The organism is Ktedonobacter robiniae, assembly GCF_016587375.1.
GTDB lineage: Bacteria > Chloroflexota > Ktedonobacteria > Ktedonobacterales > Ktedonobacteraceae > Ktedonobacter > Ktedonobacter robiniae.
The window spans coordinates 2,012,698-2,029,899 of record NZ_BNJG01000001.1; the positions used below are offsets into that span (position 1 = coordinate 2,012,698).

16 protein-coding genes are annotated in these 17,202 nt (G+C 54.2%); 7 read left to right on the forward strand and 9 right to left on the reverse strand.

Annotated elements, in window-relative coordinates; all coding sequences use genetic code 11:
- Positions 1-25: 25 nt before the first annotated feature.
- The 3 genes from JMJ04_RS08430 to JMJ04_RS08440 all read left to right on the forward strand — a co-directional run bounded on the left by JMJ04_RS08430 (position 26) and on the right by JMJ04_RS08440 (position 3,966).
- The gene (locus JMJ04_RS08430) at positions 26-790 is read left to right on the forward strand and encodes a hypothetical protein (RefSeq protein ID WP_201370093.1); all 765 of its coding nucleotides are present in this window, start codon (positions 26-28) and stop codon (positions 788-790) included.
- Positions 791-961: 171 nt separating this feature from the next.
- Positions 962-1,852: an SDR family oxidoreductase gene (locus JMJ04_RS08435; RefSeq protein ID WP_201370094.1), complete on the forward strand. Its 891-nt coding sequence runs from the start codon at positions 962-964 to the stop codon at positions 1,850-1,852.
- A 455-nt stretch (positions 1,853-2,307) separates the two neighbouring features.
- Positions 2,308-3,966, forward strand: a complete 1,659-nt coding sequence (locus JMJ04_RS08440; RefSeq protein WP_201370095.1) for a glycosyltransferase family 39 protein — start codon at positions 2,308-2,310, stop codon at positions 3,964-3,966.
- 75 nt (positions 3,967-4,041) lie between these two features.
- Here JMJ04_RS08440 and JMJ04_RS08445 read toward each other — a convergent pair whose 3' ends face one another.
- Both JMJ04_RS08445 and JMJ04_RS08450 read right to left on the reverse strand, forming a co-directional pair.
- On the reverse strand, positions 4,042-4,785 hold the full coding sequence (locus JMJ04_RS08445; RefSeq protein ID WP_201370096.1) for a TetR/AcrR family transcriptional regulator: 744 nt from the start codon (positions 4,783-4,785) through the stop codon (positions 4,042-4,044).
- Positions 4,786-5,349: 564 nt separating this feature from the next.
- Positions 5,350-5,691 carry a hypothetical protein gene (locus JMJ04_RS08450; protein WP_201370097.1) on the reverse strand — a complete coding sequence of 114 codons (342 nt, stop codon included), beginning with the start codon at positions 5,689-5,691 and terminating at the stop codon, positions 5,350-5,352.
- 299 nt (positions 5,692-5,990) lie between these two features.
- Between JMJ04_RS08450 and JMJ04_RS08455 the strand changes: the two genes are divergently transcribed.
- From JMJ04_RS08455 to JMJ04_RS08470, 4 genes are all read left to right on the forward strand, one after another.
- A complete protein-coding gene (locus JMJ04_RS08455) occupies positions 5,991-8,018 on the forward strand; it encodes a hypothetical protein (RefSeq protein WP_201370098.1) in 2,028 nt (675 codons plus the stop codon).
- A gap of 267 nt (positions 8,019-8,285) precedes the next feature.
- Entirely contained in the window at positions 8,286-9,119 is an 834-nt protein-coding gene (gene modA, locus JMJ04_RS08460) for a molybdate ABC transporter substrate-binding protein (protein ID WP_201370099.1), read from the forward strand.
- A 94-nt stretch (positions 9,120-9,213) separates the two neighbouring features.
- Positions 9,214-10,053: an ABC transporter permease gene (locus tag JMJ04_RS08465; protein WP_201370100.1), complete on the forward strand. Its 840-nt coding sequence runs from the start codon at positions 9,214-9,216 to the stop codon at positions 10,051-10,053.
- Positions 10,054-10,227: 174 nt separating this feature from the next.
- The gene (locus tag JMJ04_RS08470; protein WP_201370101.1) at positions 10,228-10,689 is read left to right on the forward strand and encodes an SRPBCC family protein; all 462 of its coding nucleotides are present in this window, start codon (positions 10,228-10,230) and stop codon (positions 10,687-10,689) included.
- Positions 10,690-10,760: 71 nt separating this feature from the next.
- On the opposite strand, the gene JMJ04_RS08475 is transcribed toward JMJ04_RS08470, so the two are convergent.
- From JMJ04_RS08475 to JMJ04_RS08505, 7 genes are all read right to left on the reverse strand, one after another.
- Positions 10,761-12,251 (reverse strand): aldehyde dehydrogenase family protein, encoded by a 1,491-nt coding sequence (locus JMJ04_RS08475; protein ID WP_201370102.1) that lies wholly within the window; start codon positions 12,249-12,251, stop codon positions 10,761-10,763.
- Between the two features lie 15 nt (positions 12,252-12,266).
- Positions 12,267-13,472 (reverse strand): RNA-guided endonuclease InsQ/TnpB family protein, encoded by a 1,206-nt coding sequence (locus JMJ04_RS08480; protein ID WP_201370103.1) that lies wholly within the window; start codon positions 13,470-13,472, stop codon positions 12,267-12,269.
- Between the two features lie 16 nt (positions 13,473-13,488).
- Complete coding sequence (locus JMJ04_RS08485; RefSeq protein ID WP_201370104.1) at positions 13,489-14,862, reverse strand: baseplate J/gp47 family protein; 1,374 nt, start codon at positions 14,860-14,862, stop codon at positions 13,489-13,491.
- 59 nt (positions 14,863-14,921) lie between these two features.
- Positions 14,922-15,350, reverse strand: coding sequence for a hypothetical protein (locus tag JMJ04_RS08490; RefSeq protein WP_201370105.1), 429 nt, complete (start codon positions 15,348-15,350; stop codon positions 14,922-14,924).
- A complete protein-coding gene (locus tag JMJ04_RS08495; RefSeq protein ID WP_201370106.1) occupies positions 15,347-16,075 on the reverse strand; it encodes a hypothetical protein in 729 nt (242 codons plus the stop codon). The genes JMJ04_RS08490 and JMJ04_RS08495 overlap by 4 nt, the downstream gene beginning before the upstream one ends.
- Entirely contained in the window at positions 16,075-16,497 is a 423-nt protein-coding gene (locus JMJ04_RS08500) for a hypothetical protein (RefSeq protein ID WP_201370107.1), read from the reverse strand. Before JMJ04_RS08500 ends, JMJ04_RS08495 begins: the two co-directional genes overlap by 1 nt.
- 61 nt (positions 16,498-16,558) lie before the next feature.
- The gene (locus JMJ04_RS08505) at positions 16,559-17,053 is read right to left on the reverse strand and encodes a hypothetical protein (RefSeq protein WP_236037966.1); all 495 of its coding nucleotides are present in this window, start codon (positions 17,051-17,053) and stop codon (positions 16,559-16,561) included.
- Between the last annotated feature and the right edge of the window lie 149 nt (positions 17,054-17,202).

Here is a 17,202-nt window from a genome sequence, read left to right on the forward strand (position 1 = left end):
TGAGACAAAAAAGGATGTATGAAAAGTGATCAGAAACGATTACCAAAGCTATCCACTCGTTGATACTGCCGTGGGAACCCGGCTGCTGCTTGGCTTTATCGCCGACGCCACAGCTGTCCAAAAGCGTTTGCCTCCAGGGTGGAAGATCGCGTCTTTACCGGCTTTCGAGGCAGTAGGGTTGCCAGCGGAGCACCAGCCCAACCTGTTGCTCGCCTTCCATCACCTGCTGTTGGACCAGGATCCCCAGGGACAAATACTCACCGATGCTGGCTCGCGCTTCCTTGTGTTGGATATTCCGGCACGTCATCCAGACAGTGGCGAACATGGCCTGGTCCACTTTCAAATGTTCACCGGCGGAGCCATTCCTGGTCGCTACCGTGACTCTCTGCCAGCGCAGGTGACGCATGACTATCACGTCATGGAAGATAGCGCTTCCACGAGCACCAGAGAAGCCTATCGGGTGCAACCAGAGGCTGGGGGTTTGATCGAGGTGCAAGTGACCTCTCAAAGGGGACCTCTTCTGCGTCAGACAGCGTCCTCCCCGAACTTCCCCTTGTGGGCAGCAGCCGATCCAACCATCATACGCATCTATCAAGAAGATAGCGTGATGGAACTCCTGCGTAATGACTTCACGGGCTTCAACCACGTCCAGGATCTCACCTTTCGTGTGACAGTGCCAGCCCTGGCGGATCTCTTTGATGGTAACGAGCGACTCGTCGCCATCATCGGCAACCCGCATTATATGCGGAGAGTGTTCTCGCCACGCAGCGAACCAGCTTCCCGCGAATAAGCGCCGTACAGACAAAAGATCCTGATAAACATGGGCATAAGCGCACTTTTGTTCTTAAATGCCACCAACCAGGTGACCCATCTTACCGTGGTCGATTCGACTTCAGCCAATCTTAGTTATTATCTGATGTCTTTGCATACCTATGTACTAACGTAAGGAAAGGAATGCCTTATGATTCTTGTAACTGGAGCGACCGGATTGAGCGGATCTGCCGTGATCCGCGAGTTCGCCCAACAAAAGGCACCAGTACGCGCGCTGGTTAGGAACCGCGCGAATGCACAAGCCTTGGAGGCGTTACCCACCGTGGAAGTTGTAGAAGGAGATATGCTTCGGCCTGAGACACTCGGAGCCGCGCTACGCGATGTAGACCGTGTCCTCATGATCTCTTCAGCTAGTAAACGGATGGTGCAGACACAATGTATGTTCATTGACGAGGCCCGCCAGGCCGGCGTCCGCCACATCGTCAAGCTTTCCGGCAAGGAATCAGGTATTGGCTTCAACCCGAATCACTTTCGCTCTACATGGGAGCACGAACACATCGAGGACTACCTCGAACACTCCGGGTTGGCATGGACACATCTGCGCCCCAGCCAATTCATGCAGTTTTACCTCCCACCAGCGCCGACGGCGGTGAATGTGGCCAAAAATGCGCTCTTGATTCCCATGGAGAATGCCAGGCTCTCACCCGTTGATGTTGAGGACATCGCGAAAGTCGCATTTGCGTTGCTTCACAGTGAAGGACATGAGGGCAAGAGCTATGACATGACGGGGCCTGAAGCCCTGACAATGGCAGAGGTAGCCGAGCAGATCTCTCAGGCGATTGGCAAACCCTTCCGCTATGTCAATATCCCGCTGGAGGAAATGAGGCAGGCGTGGCTGGCGGCAGGTATCCCCGCCGAGCGTGTTGACACCATCAGCGAAGTGCTCAGTGAGCGCATCAGATGTGTCGACTCGAGAGTCACCCTCGACACACACAAGATGTTTGGGGTTAGCCCTACAACGTTCGCCGAGTTTGCGCGCCGGAATGCGGCTGTGTTCCGTGGGAAAACGATGCCGTTGTAATTGCGTTGCTACCAACCTGACAACTGAGACACGCTTGCCACTATCTTGTGAGAGCCCAACGCGCTGTTTCTGAACAGAAGGCAAAGGGCTTTTCACGGATAGGTTCCTTTTTTGCTGCGACTGATGGGTTGGTTCCAATCGCAGCGCTCCACGTATGGCCGTGGACAACGTGATTGGGGCCAATGTCACTAACGATTACAGAACGATTACAAGTTTATATGCAGTTCAGGACACTTCCTCATTGAGCGCTAGATTGCACCCCTTTCTTGAATGGGGGCATTGTGGCACACCTGGACGAGGTGTAGCAGCGGGCCAAAACCATAAAACTCCAAAAAGTATTCACTAGCCACTCTGGTCAATTTGTCACCCTTTTCATATGAAGGTCGTTTATCATTGATGAATTATTATTTAAGGATTCTTTTGTAGCCGCACGAAACAATACTTAGGAGAGAGTCTTGCAATCTTTTAGCAAAGAGCTGCCTTCATCGCTTGAGAAGCAGCAGAATGAAGATGATGTGTCGACTCGCAGGCGTTCCTTGCCTGGACGCATCATAATGGAGAGCTGGCTACCTGGCGTGCTCGTCGTGTGTGTCGCCCTCGGGCTTAATTTCTACCGGTTGGGAGACCCTAGCCTCTGGTTTGACGAGATCCTCTCGGTCACCAGGGCAATTCAACCATTACCTGTAGTATGGAAAATCATCTGGACAACGCAGCCCAATATGGCCTTGTACTATCTCCTCCTCCACTTCTGGCTGGATGTCACTAACGCGCTTGGCTTTGCGCCAACTGAGACGGTTGTGCGCCTCCCATCGGCCATTTGCGCGGCATTGAGTGCGCTAGTGGTGTTCCAAATGGGGCGTCGCTATCTTAGCCTCTCGGTGGCACTCCTGGCATCTGGTCTCTACGTCATCAATGCCTTGCAGCTAACCTATGCCCAGGAGACACGTTCATATGGCTTGCAACTACTCCTGCTCAGCCTGGCATGGTACGCACTCTTGAACATACTGACACAGGAGAAGTTGTCCTGGCGCTGGCTCGTTGTCTATGGGCTCACGGCCACGCTCTCAGTGTATACCCAGATCTTTAGCTTGCTCGTCTTGTTGAGCCAGGTCGTAGCGGTTGTCTGTCTGCTTGTACTGCCAACCACCTGGCGCGAGCGTACACGCCAACGCTTCCGCCCCCTACTTTTCTGCGGAATTGTCATAGGCATCTTGATGGTCCCTATTTTGTTGGCGAGTCGGGGAAACGACAAAACTGGCTGGATTCCCATTCCTGATCTCGGGGACGCCCTCCATGTCTTCACCGTCATCAGTGGCGACAAAAGACTCTATGAGGTAATCCTGCTTGGCTTATGCCTCCTGAGCATGATTGGCGCGCTCTGTGTACAGAGTACATGGCTACGCACGCCGCTTCTACGCCTTCCAGCCTTCGCGTCCCTTGATAAGCAACCACGCCTACGCCAATTCTTCCCGGTCATTGTCGTGCTGGCTTGCTGGTTTGTGATTCCCTTTGTGCTCAGTTATATCATCTCGCAAGGCTCGACACGCCTGTTTATTCCCCGCTACCTTGTCACGATTGTGCCACCACTCATGTTACTGGCGGGCGCCAGTTGTATGCTTATCCCCTGGCGTTACCTGCGAGTAACACTCATAGTAGGTGCGCTCTTTGTGGCAAGCTGGGCAGTACCGCTGTATTATCAGAGCGCCGAGGTTGAGGATTGGCAGACGCCTACAGCCTGGCTCCAGGATCACTACCAGTCTGGCGATGGTATGGTCTGTTACGATAACGATCAAGGCTGTGAGGTAGGCATTGAATATTATCTGCGCGCTTATCCCACCGGTGTCACTTTCCCTGAAGATGCACCTGGCGCCTTTCCCTGGGTCCACTACGATACAACCAATCAGCTAGGGGACTCGGAATCCGCGCTTGATACAACCCAGTTGGCGGCCTATATGAATCAACACAAGCGCCTCTTTTTTATTGTCGCGCGCCTCAGCAATGATGACCAGGTCGCACGGGTCAAGGCTACCCAGCAATGGCTTAACAGCCACTATCAATACCAGGACCAGGTAACGACACCTACCGTGACGATCTATCTCTACAAAGTGAACTAATGGTGATTGCGTGGCTCACCGGGTAGGGTGTGTAATGGCAGGTTGGCTCCTCCAACCTGCCACTACACACCCCTTTTATTGGGCGGGTTCTTCCGTCTCGGAAACCAGGTCTTCTGAGAGATGTATAGGGGAGAGAGTAGGCTTTGCGTCTGCCTGGTGGCTGGCCAGACCGAAGAGTAGTATAGGCACAACCTGCTCAGCCTGTTCCAGGTAGCCAGGCTGATAAGAGGTCTCAGGCAATGAGGCATGGGATTCAGAGCCAGCAGGTCTGAGGCGCGGCGCGCGTAGAATAAAGCGTTTGAGCATATTCATAAACAGGTCGGCTGCCATAAGTGCATCAACGCCATAGGTCTGCTCATTGCAAAGGAAGCCCTGGCGGATTCCATCCTCAAAAATAGAGGCAATAGGCATAAGCATACCCGCGTGAAATTCCTGATGTAAGTCCGCACGCGCGCGCTCGTGCAGTTCATGCTCGATATCGTGCAGCATCATACCAATATCGATACGATTGGTGCTTACCAGAAAACGTGCCACCAATCGCAGGCGTTCAGGCACGCTTTCATTACGATGCGCGATCAGCTCAAGTCCAGCCCGGGATCTGGCGATAGTCTCCTTCACAACCGCGAAATACAAATCCTGCTTATCGGAGAAATGGTGGTAGAGGGCGGGCTGTGTCAGACCACAGGCGTCAGCAATCTGACGCGTGGAGACAGCGCGAAATCCGTATTCCATGAAGAGCTGATGCGCTGTACGCAAAATCGTATTACGTGTCTCTTCTATATCCTCGCCTGTACTTGATCGCCTTTGACCGCGTGGCATACGTATGACTTCCTCTCTAAAGTTGGCACAATGATCTATAGCGGGTGGAAAATTGTCGGGGCACTTGACTCTAATAGAACATCTTTACGTGTCAAAACTATATGACACGGCAGGGATAGTGTCAAGAGGTGAGGAGAATAAGCTGAGAGTACAAGAGGTACGCCTTCTAACCACCAGGAGCGAGAGGTTCGAGTAGGCAGACCTCTCGCTCGCTAACGAGCGCATCCTCTTGACCGCTAGAGCATGCGTCGTATACAGGAGTATGCCACCCCGTAGGGCAACATGGCTTGCGAGGAACACAAGGAGGGCGACAGGGGGTGCCGTAAGTAGTAGTCTGTCGATACAGGCCCGCCGTCCAGCGCGCTTCAATGTGCTCGTTTGTTTCCTTCAACGATACTTATTTTAACGAGGTCGTGTTAAAGGAAAGTTATATACATGTAAACATACTGCAAAGGATAGGTAAAAATGCGTATTAAGCAAGCGAGAGGAGCCAGAACCTTGACATTGGTTCTGGCTCCTCTCGCTAGAAGCTCATCCATCAGAGTATTGATGGGTAAGCGCGGATTATTGCTGAGGGTATGATGGATAGCCGGGGCCGACTGGTGGCTGCGGATAGCCAGGACCAGCCGGTGGTTGTTGCGGGTACCCGCCAAAACCAGGGCCACGCCTCAAGGCTGCCAGCTCCTGAAGCACTGGCCATTCAGCAAGCGCCAGGTAGAAAAGCAACACAATCTCCGCCAGGGGAACAAAAGCCACTAACAGGCTCAGCGCGCCGCTATAGCCTGCTTTCGAGAAAATCTTCCACCAGACAAAAAGCTTAATCGCAATACTGACAAGCGCAATAACCCCTACAATAACAAAATACGTTGTTAAAACAGCTATAAGCTGTGATTGACTATTGTCCATCAATTGCCTCCTCAGAAATATCTATAGTAAAAACTATTCACTCTGTTAAACTCACCTTTTTGTTCGAGGTAACATATATCGTTAAGGCGTTCTCAGCATACCATGCCTCAGCGAGCACAACAATGAAACAACTCATAAGCCAAAAGTGAGTCTCCTCACTCAGCAAGCTATTTGTTGACAAGGTGGGGGTGGACTCGTACAATCTGAAAAGACACATATTGGCAGTCATGTTACCGGATTGGTAGGAGTCAACACGTAGCGCAGGCTGTAGAGATAGTGCATCGAGTGTAGAGAAGAAGATGAGCGAGAAGCAGCAGCACGAGGAAGCCCAGGCCCTCTATGCCCAGGGCCTATGGTATAGCAAACAGGCAGAAGGAGAGCGCCAGGACTACCTGGATAAAGCGATAGCCTGCCTGCAAAAGGCCCTGGAGCTTTATAGTATCCATGAGACACCCACAGAGTGGGGGCGCGCGCAAAACGCGCTGGGCGAGATCTATGGCAGCCTGGAGAGAGGGAACCGCCAGCTTAATCTCAGGCGGGCTATTGCCTGCTATCAGGCCTCACTAGAGATCTTCACGCGTGAGCAAGCGCCGGGCGAGTGGGCGCAGGCCCAGTATGGATTAGGCCTGGCCCACCTCTCACTGCCCGGAAAGGATACGCGCCAGAGCCTGGAAAAGGCCCTACTCTACTTCCAGAACGCACTCAAAGTCTACACGCTACAGGACTATCCTCTGGCCTGGGCCATGGTCAACAATAGCCTGGGCAATCTCTACTGCCTCCTGCCAAACGAAGATCGCTACGATACCCTGAAACAGGCCATTAGCTGCTACGAGAACGCGCTCAAAGTCTACACCAGAGATCGCGCTCCAGAAAACTGGGCCATGACACACCAGCACCTGGGCAATGTCTATGCCTTTCTCCCAGGTGGAGACAGGCAGACACACCTGCGCCGCGCCATAGAGCACTATCGCGCCTCCCTGGAAATCAATACCTATGAGCATACACCGGAGCACTGGGGCGACATCATGCATAGCCTGGGCAATGCCTACCGTAATCTCCCTCCGGGCGAAGGCGAGGGCGAAGAAGCCAATCTTCGCCAGGCCATTGACTGTTATAGCCAGGCCCTGCGCGTTTACACCCGCGAGACATATCCCCTGGAATGGGCCTCCACTCAGACCAATCTCGGTATTACCTATAACCTGCTGCCGGAGGGCAATGAGCAAGAACGCCTGGAGAAAGCTATTCAACAATTCCAGAATGCGCTTGAGGTCTATACGCTTGAGGAACATCCTGTTGAGTGGGCCAAGACGAATAATATGCTGGCCCTGACCTACCTGGACATGCCAGATGGGAATGAGCAGGAGAACCTGCGCCAGGCCATCACCTGCTTTGAAAACACCCTGCGCGTCTATACACGTGAGCAGTTTCCTATTGGCTGGGCCAATGTACAGAGCAACCTGGGACAGGCCTATAGCCGCCTGGAGAGTGGAGATATCCAGCAGCACCTGCACCAGGCCATCGGCAACTTTGAGGCCGCGCTCACCGTCTATAATCGTAAGGCCTACGCCTTTGATTGGGCGCGTGTACAATTCTCCCTGGGAGGCGCGTACGGCTCCTTATTAGAAGAGCGCCAGGAGCACCTTCAGAAGGCCATTGCCTGCTACCGCGCGGCTTTGCTTGTCTATAATAGTGAGTACACGCCCCTGGAGTGGGCCGCGGCCCAGACCAACCTCGGCACCTCCTACTGCCACCTACAAGATGAGAAACCCGAGGTCCGCCAGGAACACCTTGAGCATGCGATTGCCAGCTTTGAAGCGGCTCTCAAGATCTACCAGCCAGAGCTACACCCCCTGGACTGGCAGAAAACCCAGAGCAATCTGGGCTTTGCCTATGCCGAGCTACCCCATGGCGATCATCAAAGTAACCTTTACCATGCGATATCGCACTATGAGGCTGCGCTCCAGGTCGACTTCGCCCAGGCGGCTCCCATAGAATGGGCCTCCCTGGTCTTCAATCTGGCCAACGCCTACCGCGAATATCAGGAGGGCAACCGGCAGAAAAACCTGGAGATGGCTATCGCCCTCTACCAGGCAACCCACAAGGTCTATACTCCCACCACCTTCCCTCTCGAATGGGCCGCGACACAGAATAACAGTGGCAACACCCTGCGCGAGCTTCAAATCGGCGACATCCGCGCCAATCTGCAAGCTGCCATCACCTGCTACGAGAACGCGCTCCAGATCTTCTCAGCCCTCAGCATGAACGAATACGCCCTGGCAGTACAGGAGAACATAGCCTCCGTCCAGAAGACACTCCAGACGCTTTAGGCGGGTCAGGGTCCCCAAGCATATACATCCCTTGCAATCCTCATAGCACCTTCTAAACAAATTCTTATATGTGGCGCTGGCTGGAGGCATTCGCCCGCCAGCCAGCGCCACATATAAGAAACTCACCTTGACTTCCATAAGCTCGGCTCGTATACTCAATCATTGAGTACTTGTTTGATGAGTATAAGAAGCTGGACGCGAGCTGACGGGCTAAGATGCAGACATTCCTATGTATCACGCCTGCGCTCGGATAAGGAGGTCCTCATCATGGTGCGCAAATATCGCATCTTATCGATCCTCTTGATACTATTTACGCTACTCCTGATGGCCTGCGGAGGCACGGACACATCGACAAACACCAAACAAAATACAGCGAGCGCCTCGCCTGTGACCCTCAATGTCTTCGCTGCTGCCTCGCTTACCGAGTCTTTTAAGGATATAGCCACCCAGTATAAGCAGGCGCATCCCAACGTGACTATTACGTATAATTTCAATGGCTCGCAGCTCCTTGAGCAGCAGATCGTCAATGGAGCCAGCGCCGATATCTTTGCTTCGGCTGATCAGATAAATATGAAGAAGGCCAGCGATGCCAGCCTAGTCACCACCAGCCAGGTTTTTGCTCGCAACAAGCTGGCGGTCATTGTCCCATCCAGCAATCCTGGCAAAATTCAAGCGCTGAAGGATCTGGCACAGAAAGGCAAGAAGATCGTAGTTGCGGCCCCTTCCGTCCCGGTTGGAAAGTACATGTTGCAGGTCCTGGATAAGATGGGCAAGTCCACCGACTACGGCAGCAGCTATGAGAGCGCCGTCAAGGGCAACTTTGTCTCTCAGGAGGAGAACGTCAAGGCCATCGTACAAAAGGTGCAGACCGGCGAGGCTGACGCGGGCTTTGTCTACCTGACGGATATCACGCAGGCAGTTTCGTCGAAGGTAACGATTATTGACATCCCTGATACCCTTAACGTCATCGCCGAGTACCCTATCGCTGTCACCAAAGACTCGAAATATGCTCAGGATGCGCAAGCGTTCATTGATTTCGTGCTCTCCACGCAGGGCCAGGCCATTCTCACACGCTACCACTTTATCAGCGTGAATAGCTAATAGATATAAAATAGGGTGGGCTGGAGTTGCCAGCCCACCCTATTTTATATCTATTAGCTTTACAACGATGAAGGCAGAACATAAGGAGGGGCATATGGAGCAACCGCACCAACAACATATCGCCAATAAAAAGTACCGGACAGGGCAGTGGCGGGGGAGCTGGGGAAACCTCCTCTTCCGCCTGGGCATTGGGCTGCTGAGCGCGCTTTTTCTCCTTTTTCTGGGTATTCCCCTGGTCGCGCTGCTCTTTCATGAGGCCCCTGCTGTCGTCTGGAGCGAGTTGCAACAGCCAGATATCCTCCAGGCCCTACAAATCAGCCTGTTGACAACCACGGTGAGTACCCTCCTGGCCGTTGTCTTTGGCCTGCCCGTGGCCTATCTCCTGGCGCGTGGTAACTTTCGCGGGCGCGGCTTTCTGGAAACCTTAGTAACCATGCCAACCGTTCTCCCACCTGTGGTCGCGGGCGTGGCCCTGCTATTGACCTTTGGACGCATGGGACTGCTTGGGAGCTATCTGCGCACCTTTGGCATCAGCATCCCCTTTACCACCGTCGCCGTCATTATGGCCCAGACCTTTATTGCCGCCCCTTTCTTTATCAATAGCGCCAAGGCCGGGCTGGAGCAAATGGATCGACGCTATGAGCAGGCGGCCTATACGTTGCGCGCCTCCGCCTGGTATACCTTCAGGCGCGTGACCCTCCCGCTGATTCGCCCCGCGCTCCTGGCGGGAGTTGGTCTGAGCTGGGCACGCGCGCTGGGCGAGTTTGGCGCGACAATCACCTTCGCGGGCAACTTTCCCGGCATCACCCAGACGATGCCTACCGCCATCTATCTTGCCTCGCAAGACGACCTGGATAAAGCTATCGCCCTGGCCGTAGTGCTGCTCGCCGTCTCCTTTGGCCTGCTGCTGGCACTACGCATCAGACGCGTATAGAAGAGGTATAGGCATGTAGGTAGATCCGGTTCGCTTGGTGTGGTGTGTATGTTGATAGTAGCAGTGACAGGCGAGCAGCACAGCCTGTGCACAGGCACCACCAGGAAGAGATAACACATTAAGCAGAACCGGGGCTGTCCATCAGCCCTCCACGAGGAAGGGAAGGTTTTCACTATGGGAGAATATGAGCGCTCTATTAAGATCCAGGCTCCCAGGCGCCAGGTAGAAGACTTTATGTCGGACGTGAGCAATCTGCCCAAGTACCTGCCGACGACGAAGCGCGCGGAGCCACAGCAGGGCGAGCGTGTGCGCGTCGAGGGCGAGGCTCATGGGCACCACTACGACTCGGAAGGCTTCTTCCGCGTTGACAAGAGCAAGAACCGCATGGAATGGGGTTCTGAAGGCGAAGAGCGCTATCGCGGCTGGCTTGCAGCCAAAGGCGATGAAAGCAAAGGCCCGACTGAGGTCACTGTTCATCTATCTTTTGAGCCATCCCCAAAGGTGAGCCGCAGCCTGGAAGAACCAACTGGCTCGCAGGAACAGACCATCAACGAGAGCCTGGACCACGCCCTGCAATCGCTCAAGAACCTCGTTGAAGGTACTGGCGGCAAGATTGAGGGCCGCGCTGAGCGTTAGCAAATTAATAGTTAGAAGAGCACCGAAGAGAGGGACCTGCCTGCGGGCAGGTCCCTCTCTTCGGTGCTCTTCTAACTATCTATCTGAGCTTTCTGGAGTTTGCCGCTGTAGTCGGTATAGACCACCTTCCACTCGGTGAAGACATCCAGTCCGGCGATGCCCGCCTCGCGGTGACCGTTGCCAGTGCCGCGCGTGCCGCCGAAGGGAAGTTGGATCTCGGCTCCCGTTGTGCCGGAATTGATATAGAGGATACCCGTGGTCAGATCGCGCATGGCTCGCTGGGCGTTGTTGATATTCTGGGTATAGATCGCGCTGGAGAGACCAAAGGGCGTCTGGTTGTTGACTGCGATGGCCTCGTCGAAGGTATCGACCGCGATCACGGAGAGCACCGGGCCAAAGATCTCCTCCTGGGCGATGCGCATCTCCGGGCGCACATCTTTAAAGAGCGTCGGGCGATAGAAACTCCCGGAAGTCAGTCCTTCGACTTCAGCACACGCTCCACCCGTTACCAGCGTCGCTCCCTCGCCCTGGCCAATCTCGACATAGGCATGAATCTTCTCAAGCTGGCTGGCATTGATCACCGGCCCGACATCGACCTGCTCATCCAGGCCATCACCCAGGCGCAGTTGCTCAATACGCGGCAGCAACTTCTCTAGCAAGTGGTCATGCACGCCACGCTGTACGATCAGGCGGCTACAGGCGGTACAGCGCTGGCCCGTGGTGCCATAGGCACTCCAGAGAATGCCCTCCACCGCCAGTTCCAGGTCGGCATCATCGAGAACAATAACGGCGTTTTTGCCACCCATCTCCAGCGAGACGCGTTTCAGCGATTGCGCCGCCTCGACCGCTACATGACGTCCCGATTCAGTTGAACCGGTAAAGGAAATGACCGCCACGTCGGGATGGTGAATCAGGGCCTCGCCTACCTCCTGACCAGAGCCACACACGAGATTGACTACGCCCTCAGGCAGACCAGCTTCCTGAAGGATCTCGACCAGGCGCAAGGCACTCTGTGGTGTATCCGAGGCGGGTTTAAGCACAATAGTATTGCCGGCAACCAGCGCCGGAAACATCTTCCAGGTCGGGATGGCAATGGGAAAGTTCCAGGGTGTGATGCAGGCCACAACCCCCACAGGATCGCGCAGAGCCATACCACTCTTATTGGGTAGCTCCACAGGCACGGTATAGCCAAAGAGGCGGCGGCCCTCACCGGCCATGTAGTAGGCCATATCTATGCCCTCTTGCACATCGCCGCGTGTCTCTTTGAGTACCTTGCCCATCTCGCGCGTCATAATACGCGCCAATTCCTCTTTATGGCGCGAAAGCAGCTCACCGACACGAAAGAGAATCTCGCCGCGCTTGGGCGCGGGGACGAGACGCCAGTGCTCAAAGGCCTGGCGAGCCGAGGCGACAGCCGCATCTACGTCGGCCGTGGACGAGAGCGGGAAATGGCCCAGGGTTTCGCCCGTGGCGGGATTATAGTTGGCAAAGGTTCTTCCCTCACGCGCGGCCTGCCACTTGCCACCAATGAAGTTTTGAAATGTCTGCACAGTAGTCGTCATGCAATACCTGCCTTTCTAAATGTGTTCAACATCTTCGATTGCGGTGAAAACGTCCGCACACCGCACGGAATCGTCCGTGTGTGGCCCAAGCCGGGCAAGAAACCTCATCAAGATGTTGACGGCACTGTTGTCGTCTCGATCTATGACGAGTCCGCATTCACTACAGCAATAGGTCCGTTTCCACAGTGGCATGTCTTGTTTGTGCCCACAGCCACTACAGGTTTTCGACGTATCGCGTTCATCTAGGATAATGAGTTCTTTCCCAGAGAGGAAGCACTTGTAGAGCAGCATCTGAACAAAGCTATAGAGTCCCCAATCGTTGTAGACCGCTCGATTCAAATACCTGTTTCTCTCTCGATGCTCTTTCATGACCATCTGCCTTTGGGAAAGATCACCGATCACCACGGTTCTCTCAACCAGTGTGTGTGCGATGAGATGACTTGCTTTATGCAGACAGTCTTGTTGTTTGTTGCGCTTCCGCTGTGAGACGCGCTTGTAGACCTTACTCAAGTGCTTGTATCGACGTGAACCCTTCTTACAGCGATCTCGCTTCGAGCGGATCTTGTCTAGTTGACGATTATACCACCGATTGCCCTTGAACCCTCCAATGTGATAGAAGCGGCCTTGGTCGTTCACGCCGGTTGCCAATGTCTTCACACCTAAGTCAAGAGCAAGCACGCCATTATATTCATGCGTTTCTTCTTTTTTATCGTGGACAAAGGATGCATAGTAGTGTCCCTGTCCATCTCTGGAGATCGCGACGTCTCTGTAGCCGGTTGGGGCTTCTTCCGTCAGTTTGGCCACCACATCGGGGTATCGCTTGCTCTTGCCTCTGCCCCCTGTCGGAAGTCTGAGAGACAATCCTTCCACCTGGATGTACATGGACGGGTAGATGAGCGTGAAAAAGCAATGCCGTGGCCGCACCCTCGGAAATCCGGGTTTTCCTCCGTTCTTGATCCGCCGAAAGAAGGCTTGCATCGCGCCATCCAAGCGGAAATAGACTTCCTGTAAGAGCTTGCCATAGACAAAACACAGTTCCGGGTCGTGCAGCTTGCTCTGTTGCAGCGTCTCCTTCGCTTCTTTCCATCCCGGCCACCTCTCTCCATCCCGCAAGCGCATCACCCACCAATTGTACAACCCCCGACATTTCCCCTGCATGAATTCCAGGGTGGCGGCGTCTTGTGGGCTGACCTCAAGCCTGATCTTCTTACTGATCAGCATCTCCTCTCCTCCGGTCTCAATAGGAAATGAACACAAAACGGATATGCTGGACATCTGGCAGGGTCGTATTGGTGGAGAAGGACACCGACAGCACCCCTGGGTGTGCTAATAAAAGGCTCTTTGCCTCAGCCTGGCTTTTGCCTGCAATACTAGCCTTTAAGTGCTCCTGCTCTGCTTGGGAGAACTGATACACCCACATATCTGTCCCTGTCGCCTGGATGGTCATTTTCCCTTGTGCTGTAGTGGCAATGTGTACCTCCCCACTCGGCATGTACCTGGCTCCTAGCTGCTGCCTTGCCTGAGTGGTGAGTGCCTGGGTGATGAGTGTTTGAAGGGCTTGTGTCTGATAGACAATGCCTGTACATGTCTCGTCGAGGGTCACATGCACACTTGTCGCTTCGTACCCCGGCTTGCGGTCGGCACTCGTCTTCTGCTGGCAATGTAGCGGGGTGACAAGCGTTTCTGCGCTTTGAACTTGGGTTTGTAGTGCTGCGGTGGTACTCTGGTCAAGGCTGGCTTTCAGGCTCATGCCTGCGGTGTCGATGTCGTGTTGGGTCACAGTCTGGTAGTCGCGTGCGTCTTGCCCTCCGCTAAAAGCTCCGTTTACGGCGGAGATATTGACGCGACAGCAGGGGCCATAGATCGCGTCTGCCTTGATGTTGCCTGCTGATCCTGCCTGGGTCGTGTGGGCGCTGACACTCGCCTGTCCAAAGGTGGGATAGCTTGCCGCGCCTATATTCGCGTCTTGATCGGTTGTCACCTGGGTTCCGTTGGTTGCGGTCACGAGGGTTCCTGCGGGTATCGTCTGCCCATAGGTCGCGCTATTGTAAAACGTGATGTACCCGTGTGCGCTCTGGGCGTCCTGGTGCGCTTTTCCCGTTGTGGCAACGGTATGTGCCTGGCTCATGGTGACGGTGGGTAATAATCTTCCTGGCACCTGGCTGTGGGTCGGGTCGGCGTTTCCGATTGTCACCGTCAGGCGGGTTTCTATTGTGCGTGAGATTGGAATAAACGTCACGATCATCGTCGCTGTCCAGAGAGGAAACAGGTACAGCAGGCAACCAACAAGAAGCGCACAGGCACATACGAGAAGGCTGATAGAGACAAGGGGGCGCGTGTGCTCACTTGTCCACGCTAGAGGCTTCCTCCCTCGTGGCTCTGGCTCCTGGTCAATGGGTGGGACACTTTCAACGGTGTTGGCTAACTCCTCTAGCTCTGCTTCCTCCTTGGGATAAATGTGGATCTCGATGTCATACAGACGGCGCTGGTGGTCGTACTCCTGGTTGGCTTCTATGGGTGGTATGTCGTCCGTCGTGCGCGTCTGTTGCTGCTCTTGGTCAAGCTCTCGTAGAAGCTGCTCTAGATCGTTCTGCATCTGTTTGTCTTGCATGAGGTTCCCTCCAACAGGAAGGGGAAGAGCACAGGTTAATGAGACTCTTCCCTGAGACATTAGGCGTTTGGGATACCATCCCACGGTGCTCTACAGGTGTCGAGGGGTCCGGCGCTAAAGGCCGTGTAGAAGAGAACCTCTTTGTTGAGCTGGTCAAGCTGGTCAAAGAAGCTTTCTGGAACGGTTCCACGCCAACGGATGACAATGTAGCCATCGCCTGATGTGTTGACTTTGCCATAGGAGACTAATACCGCTTGTACAGGGCGCTCTGCCTGAAACGAGGTTTGCAAGTTCAGGGCAAGGGTCGCCGTCATGGTTTCCTTGCAGGAGAGGACCACATATTCATCCTCTCCACGAAAGGTGATGCCCTGAAGCTCGTGGACGCGTTGGGTCAACATGCGCATGGTTCGGCGTAGTCCCCTGGGGTCGCTCTCCTGGGGGTGCTGTGGCTGTGTAGTCTGCATGGGATATGCTGGTGTGGCAATCACGGTTTGACCTCTTTCATGGGGATTGGGCTAAACACATCGTTCTGGTTCTTAAAGGCGATGCTTTGTTCTCCAACAGAGACAATCATGTCCGTCTTGCCGTCTCCATCCAGGTCTTTGAATATCACCTGCGCAGGCGTCAAGTCTTGCCCACTTCCTAACAACGCGATGCCTGTCTTGTACACATGTGCTTTGCTTTGGTCGCCTGCTGGCATTTCTATGACGGTAATCTGACTATGCAGATTGAGCACAATGAAGTGGGATGGAGTCACGCTTGTATCGTGGTTGTGGCCGACAACGGCGTCGATCTGGTACGTGCGAGGACGTCCATAATGCAGGTCGTCTTGCCATGTCTGCCATGCCTGTTGTCCTATGCCAATGCCAAGCCATCCCCCAACCATCAACACGCCTGCCAGTCCTACATACGCAGGCCAACGGGGAACATGAAACGGCCTGGAAGTGCCAACCGGCAAGAGGGGTATCTGCCTCTGCTGCCTTGGTTGGTCGTGGACATACACATTGACCCTGCGCATTGCCTGCGCGTCTGACCTTGCTGGCTGGTAGGTGTTTTGGCGTACGACACTGGTATGAGTGCGCGCCTCATGCAAGGCGTCTTCATCGATCTGCTCTTCTGTGTCTCTTTCCTCTCTCGGTACTCTGGTAACGCGCTTTGTGCGTGTAGACGGCTGCTCGGTTTCCAGGGTTGGGCGATAGCGAGAAGGGCGCATTAGCGTTCCCTCCTCTCGTCGTACACTGGCTTTGGAGGGCTGCCCTGTTCCTGTAGCTTGCGCATCGCGTATTGATAGAACTCCTCGTTCCAGCCGCACACATAGCCATAACGCCAAAGTGCCGGGCGTAAGGTGTCGTACATCGCCCATTGCAGGGCGTTCTCTACGTCCTGGGCAACAATCTCGCGCTTGGCAAAAGACAGGGCGAGGAACTCGCTCCGTCCCGATTTCACGCCATTGTGAAAGGCTGGATCAGCACAGATCAGGATGGTATCAATGCCTGTAGGTTTCGTCTCATCTGTCAGCCTGAGAGTATCTTCTGGGTGAATACCAAATGAGGCGCCGACGCGCTGGCATGATACATCTTGCTGCTGTGCTTCGCCATAGAGGTGGAAGGTGGTTTCCGTTCTGTTATGCTTCATGCGTTTTCTCCTCTGCCACCCTCTTGTTGCCTGTAAGCAACAAGAGGGTGGTCATTCCCAGCTAGAGATGCTTCCCTGCTACATAGTCAATTGCTTCTTGTGGGGTAAGAAGACCGTCGCTCACGTAGCGAACAACCTCAGAAATGTTGCTCTGGTCCTCATGACACGGACATGATGGAGCATAACAAAATGGGTTGGTTATGCTGTGAAGCTGGTTGTCATTGGGGATCACAGGAAGAAAATTATCCCCGTAAGGAGCAGGTTCCTCACAACGCCTGCCAGGTGAAGTCGAGGGTGGCTGTTGAGGAGAAGAAACTTCAAGCAAACCTTTCACCCAACCGATGACCCAGCCTGTATTCTCACAGGTCGAATCAGGAAAAGCGAGGAGACGATGGACAAGGTGTTCGTACAGGTCATGTTCGCTCAGCGGGATTTGTTCATTCTGATAGGCTTGGTATCCCGCCTGCACACCGCGAAAGAAAGCAACGTTGGAAACGGTGACCGGCCCATCAACCAAATGGAAGGAATGTAACACCATAGAGGCTTGTTGAGACATACGTATCATCTCTTTCTTGACCGAGGAGCCTCTATGCGCTATGCTGAGCATAGAGAACTCCGGGACGACGCAACGTTTTGTGTGTTCTCACTCACTGGCTCTCGTCGGCAAACGAGAGCCAGTTTTTCTTGTCTGCTATCACCTCCTCT

Coding starts and splice junctions, on each gene's coding strand:
- JMJ04_RS08435 (WP_201370094.1), top strand. CDS start 962: ATGATTCTTGTAACTGGAGCGACCGGATTGAGCGGATCTGCCGTGATC.
- JMJ04_RS08445 (WP_201370096.1), bottom strand. CDS start 4,785: ATGCCACGCGGTCAAAGGCGATCAAGTACAGGCGAGGATATAGAAGAG.
- JMJ04_RS08450 (WP_201370097.1), bottom strand. CDS start 5,691: ATGGACAATAGTCAATCACAGCTTATAGCTGTTTTAACAACGTATTTT.
- JMJ04_RS08455 (WP_201370098.1), top strand. CDS start 5,991: ATGAGCGAGAAGCAGCAGCACGAGGAAGCCCAGGCCCTCTATGCCCAG.
- modA (WP_201370099.1), top strand. CDS start 8,286: ATGGTGCGCAAATATCGCATCTTATCGATCCTCTTGATACTATTTACG.
- JMJ04_RS08465 (WP_201370100.1), top strand. CDS start 9,214: ATGGAGCAACCGCACCAACAACATATCGCCAATAAAAAGTACCGGACA.
- JMJ04_RS08470 (WP_201370101.1), top strand. CDS start 10,228: ATGGGAGAATATGAGCGCTCTATTAAGATCCAGGCTCCCAGGCGCCAG.
- JMJ04_RS08475 (WP_201370102.1), bottom strand. CDS start 12,251: ATGACGACTACTGTGCAGACATTTCAAAACTTCATTGGTGGCAAGTGG.
- JMJ04_RS08480 (WP_201370103.1), bottom strand. CDS start 13,472: ATGCTGATCAGTAAGAAGATCAGGCTTGAGGTCAGCCCACAAGACGCC.
- JMJ04_RS08485 (WP_201370104.1), bottom strand. CDS start 14,862: ATGCAAGACAAACAGATGCAGAACGATCTAGAGCAGCTTCTACGAGAG.
- JMJ04_RS08495 (WP_201370106.1), bottom strand. CDS start 16,075: ATGCGCCCTTCTCGCTATCGCCCAACCCTGGAAACCGAGCAGCCGTCT.
- JMJ04_RS08500 (WP_201370107.1), bottom strand. CDS start 16,497: ATGAAGCATAACAGAACGGAAACCACCTTCCACCTCTATGGCGAAGCA.
- JMJ04_RS08505 (WP_236037966.1), bottom strand. CDS start 17,053: ATGTCTCAACAAGCCTCTATGGTGTTACATTCCTTCCATTTGGTTGAT.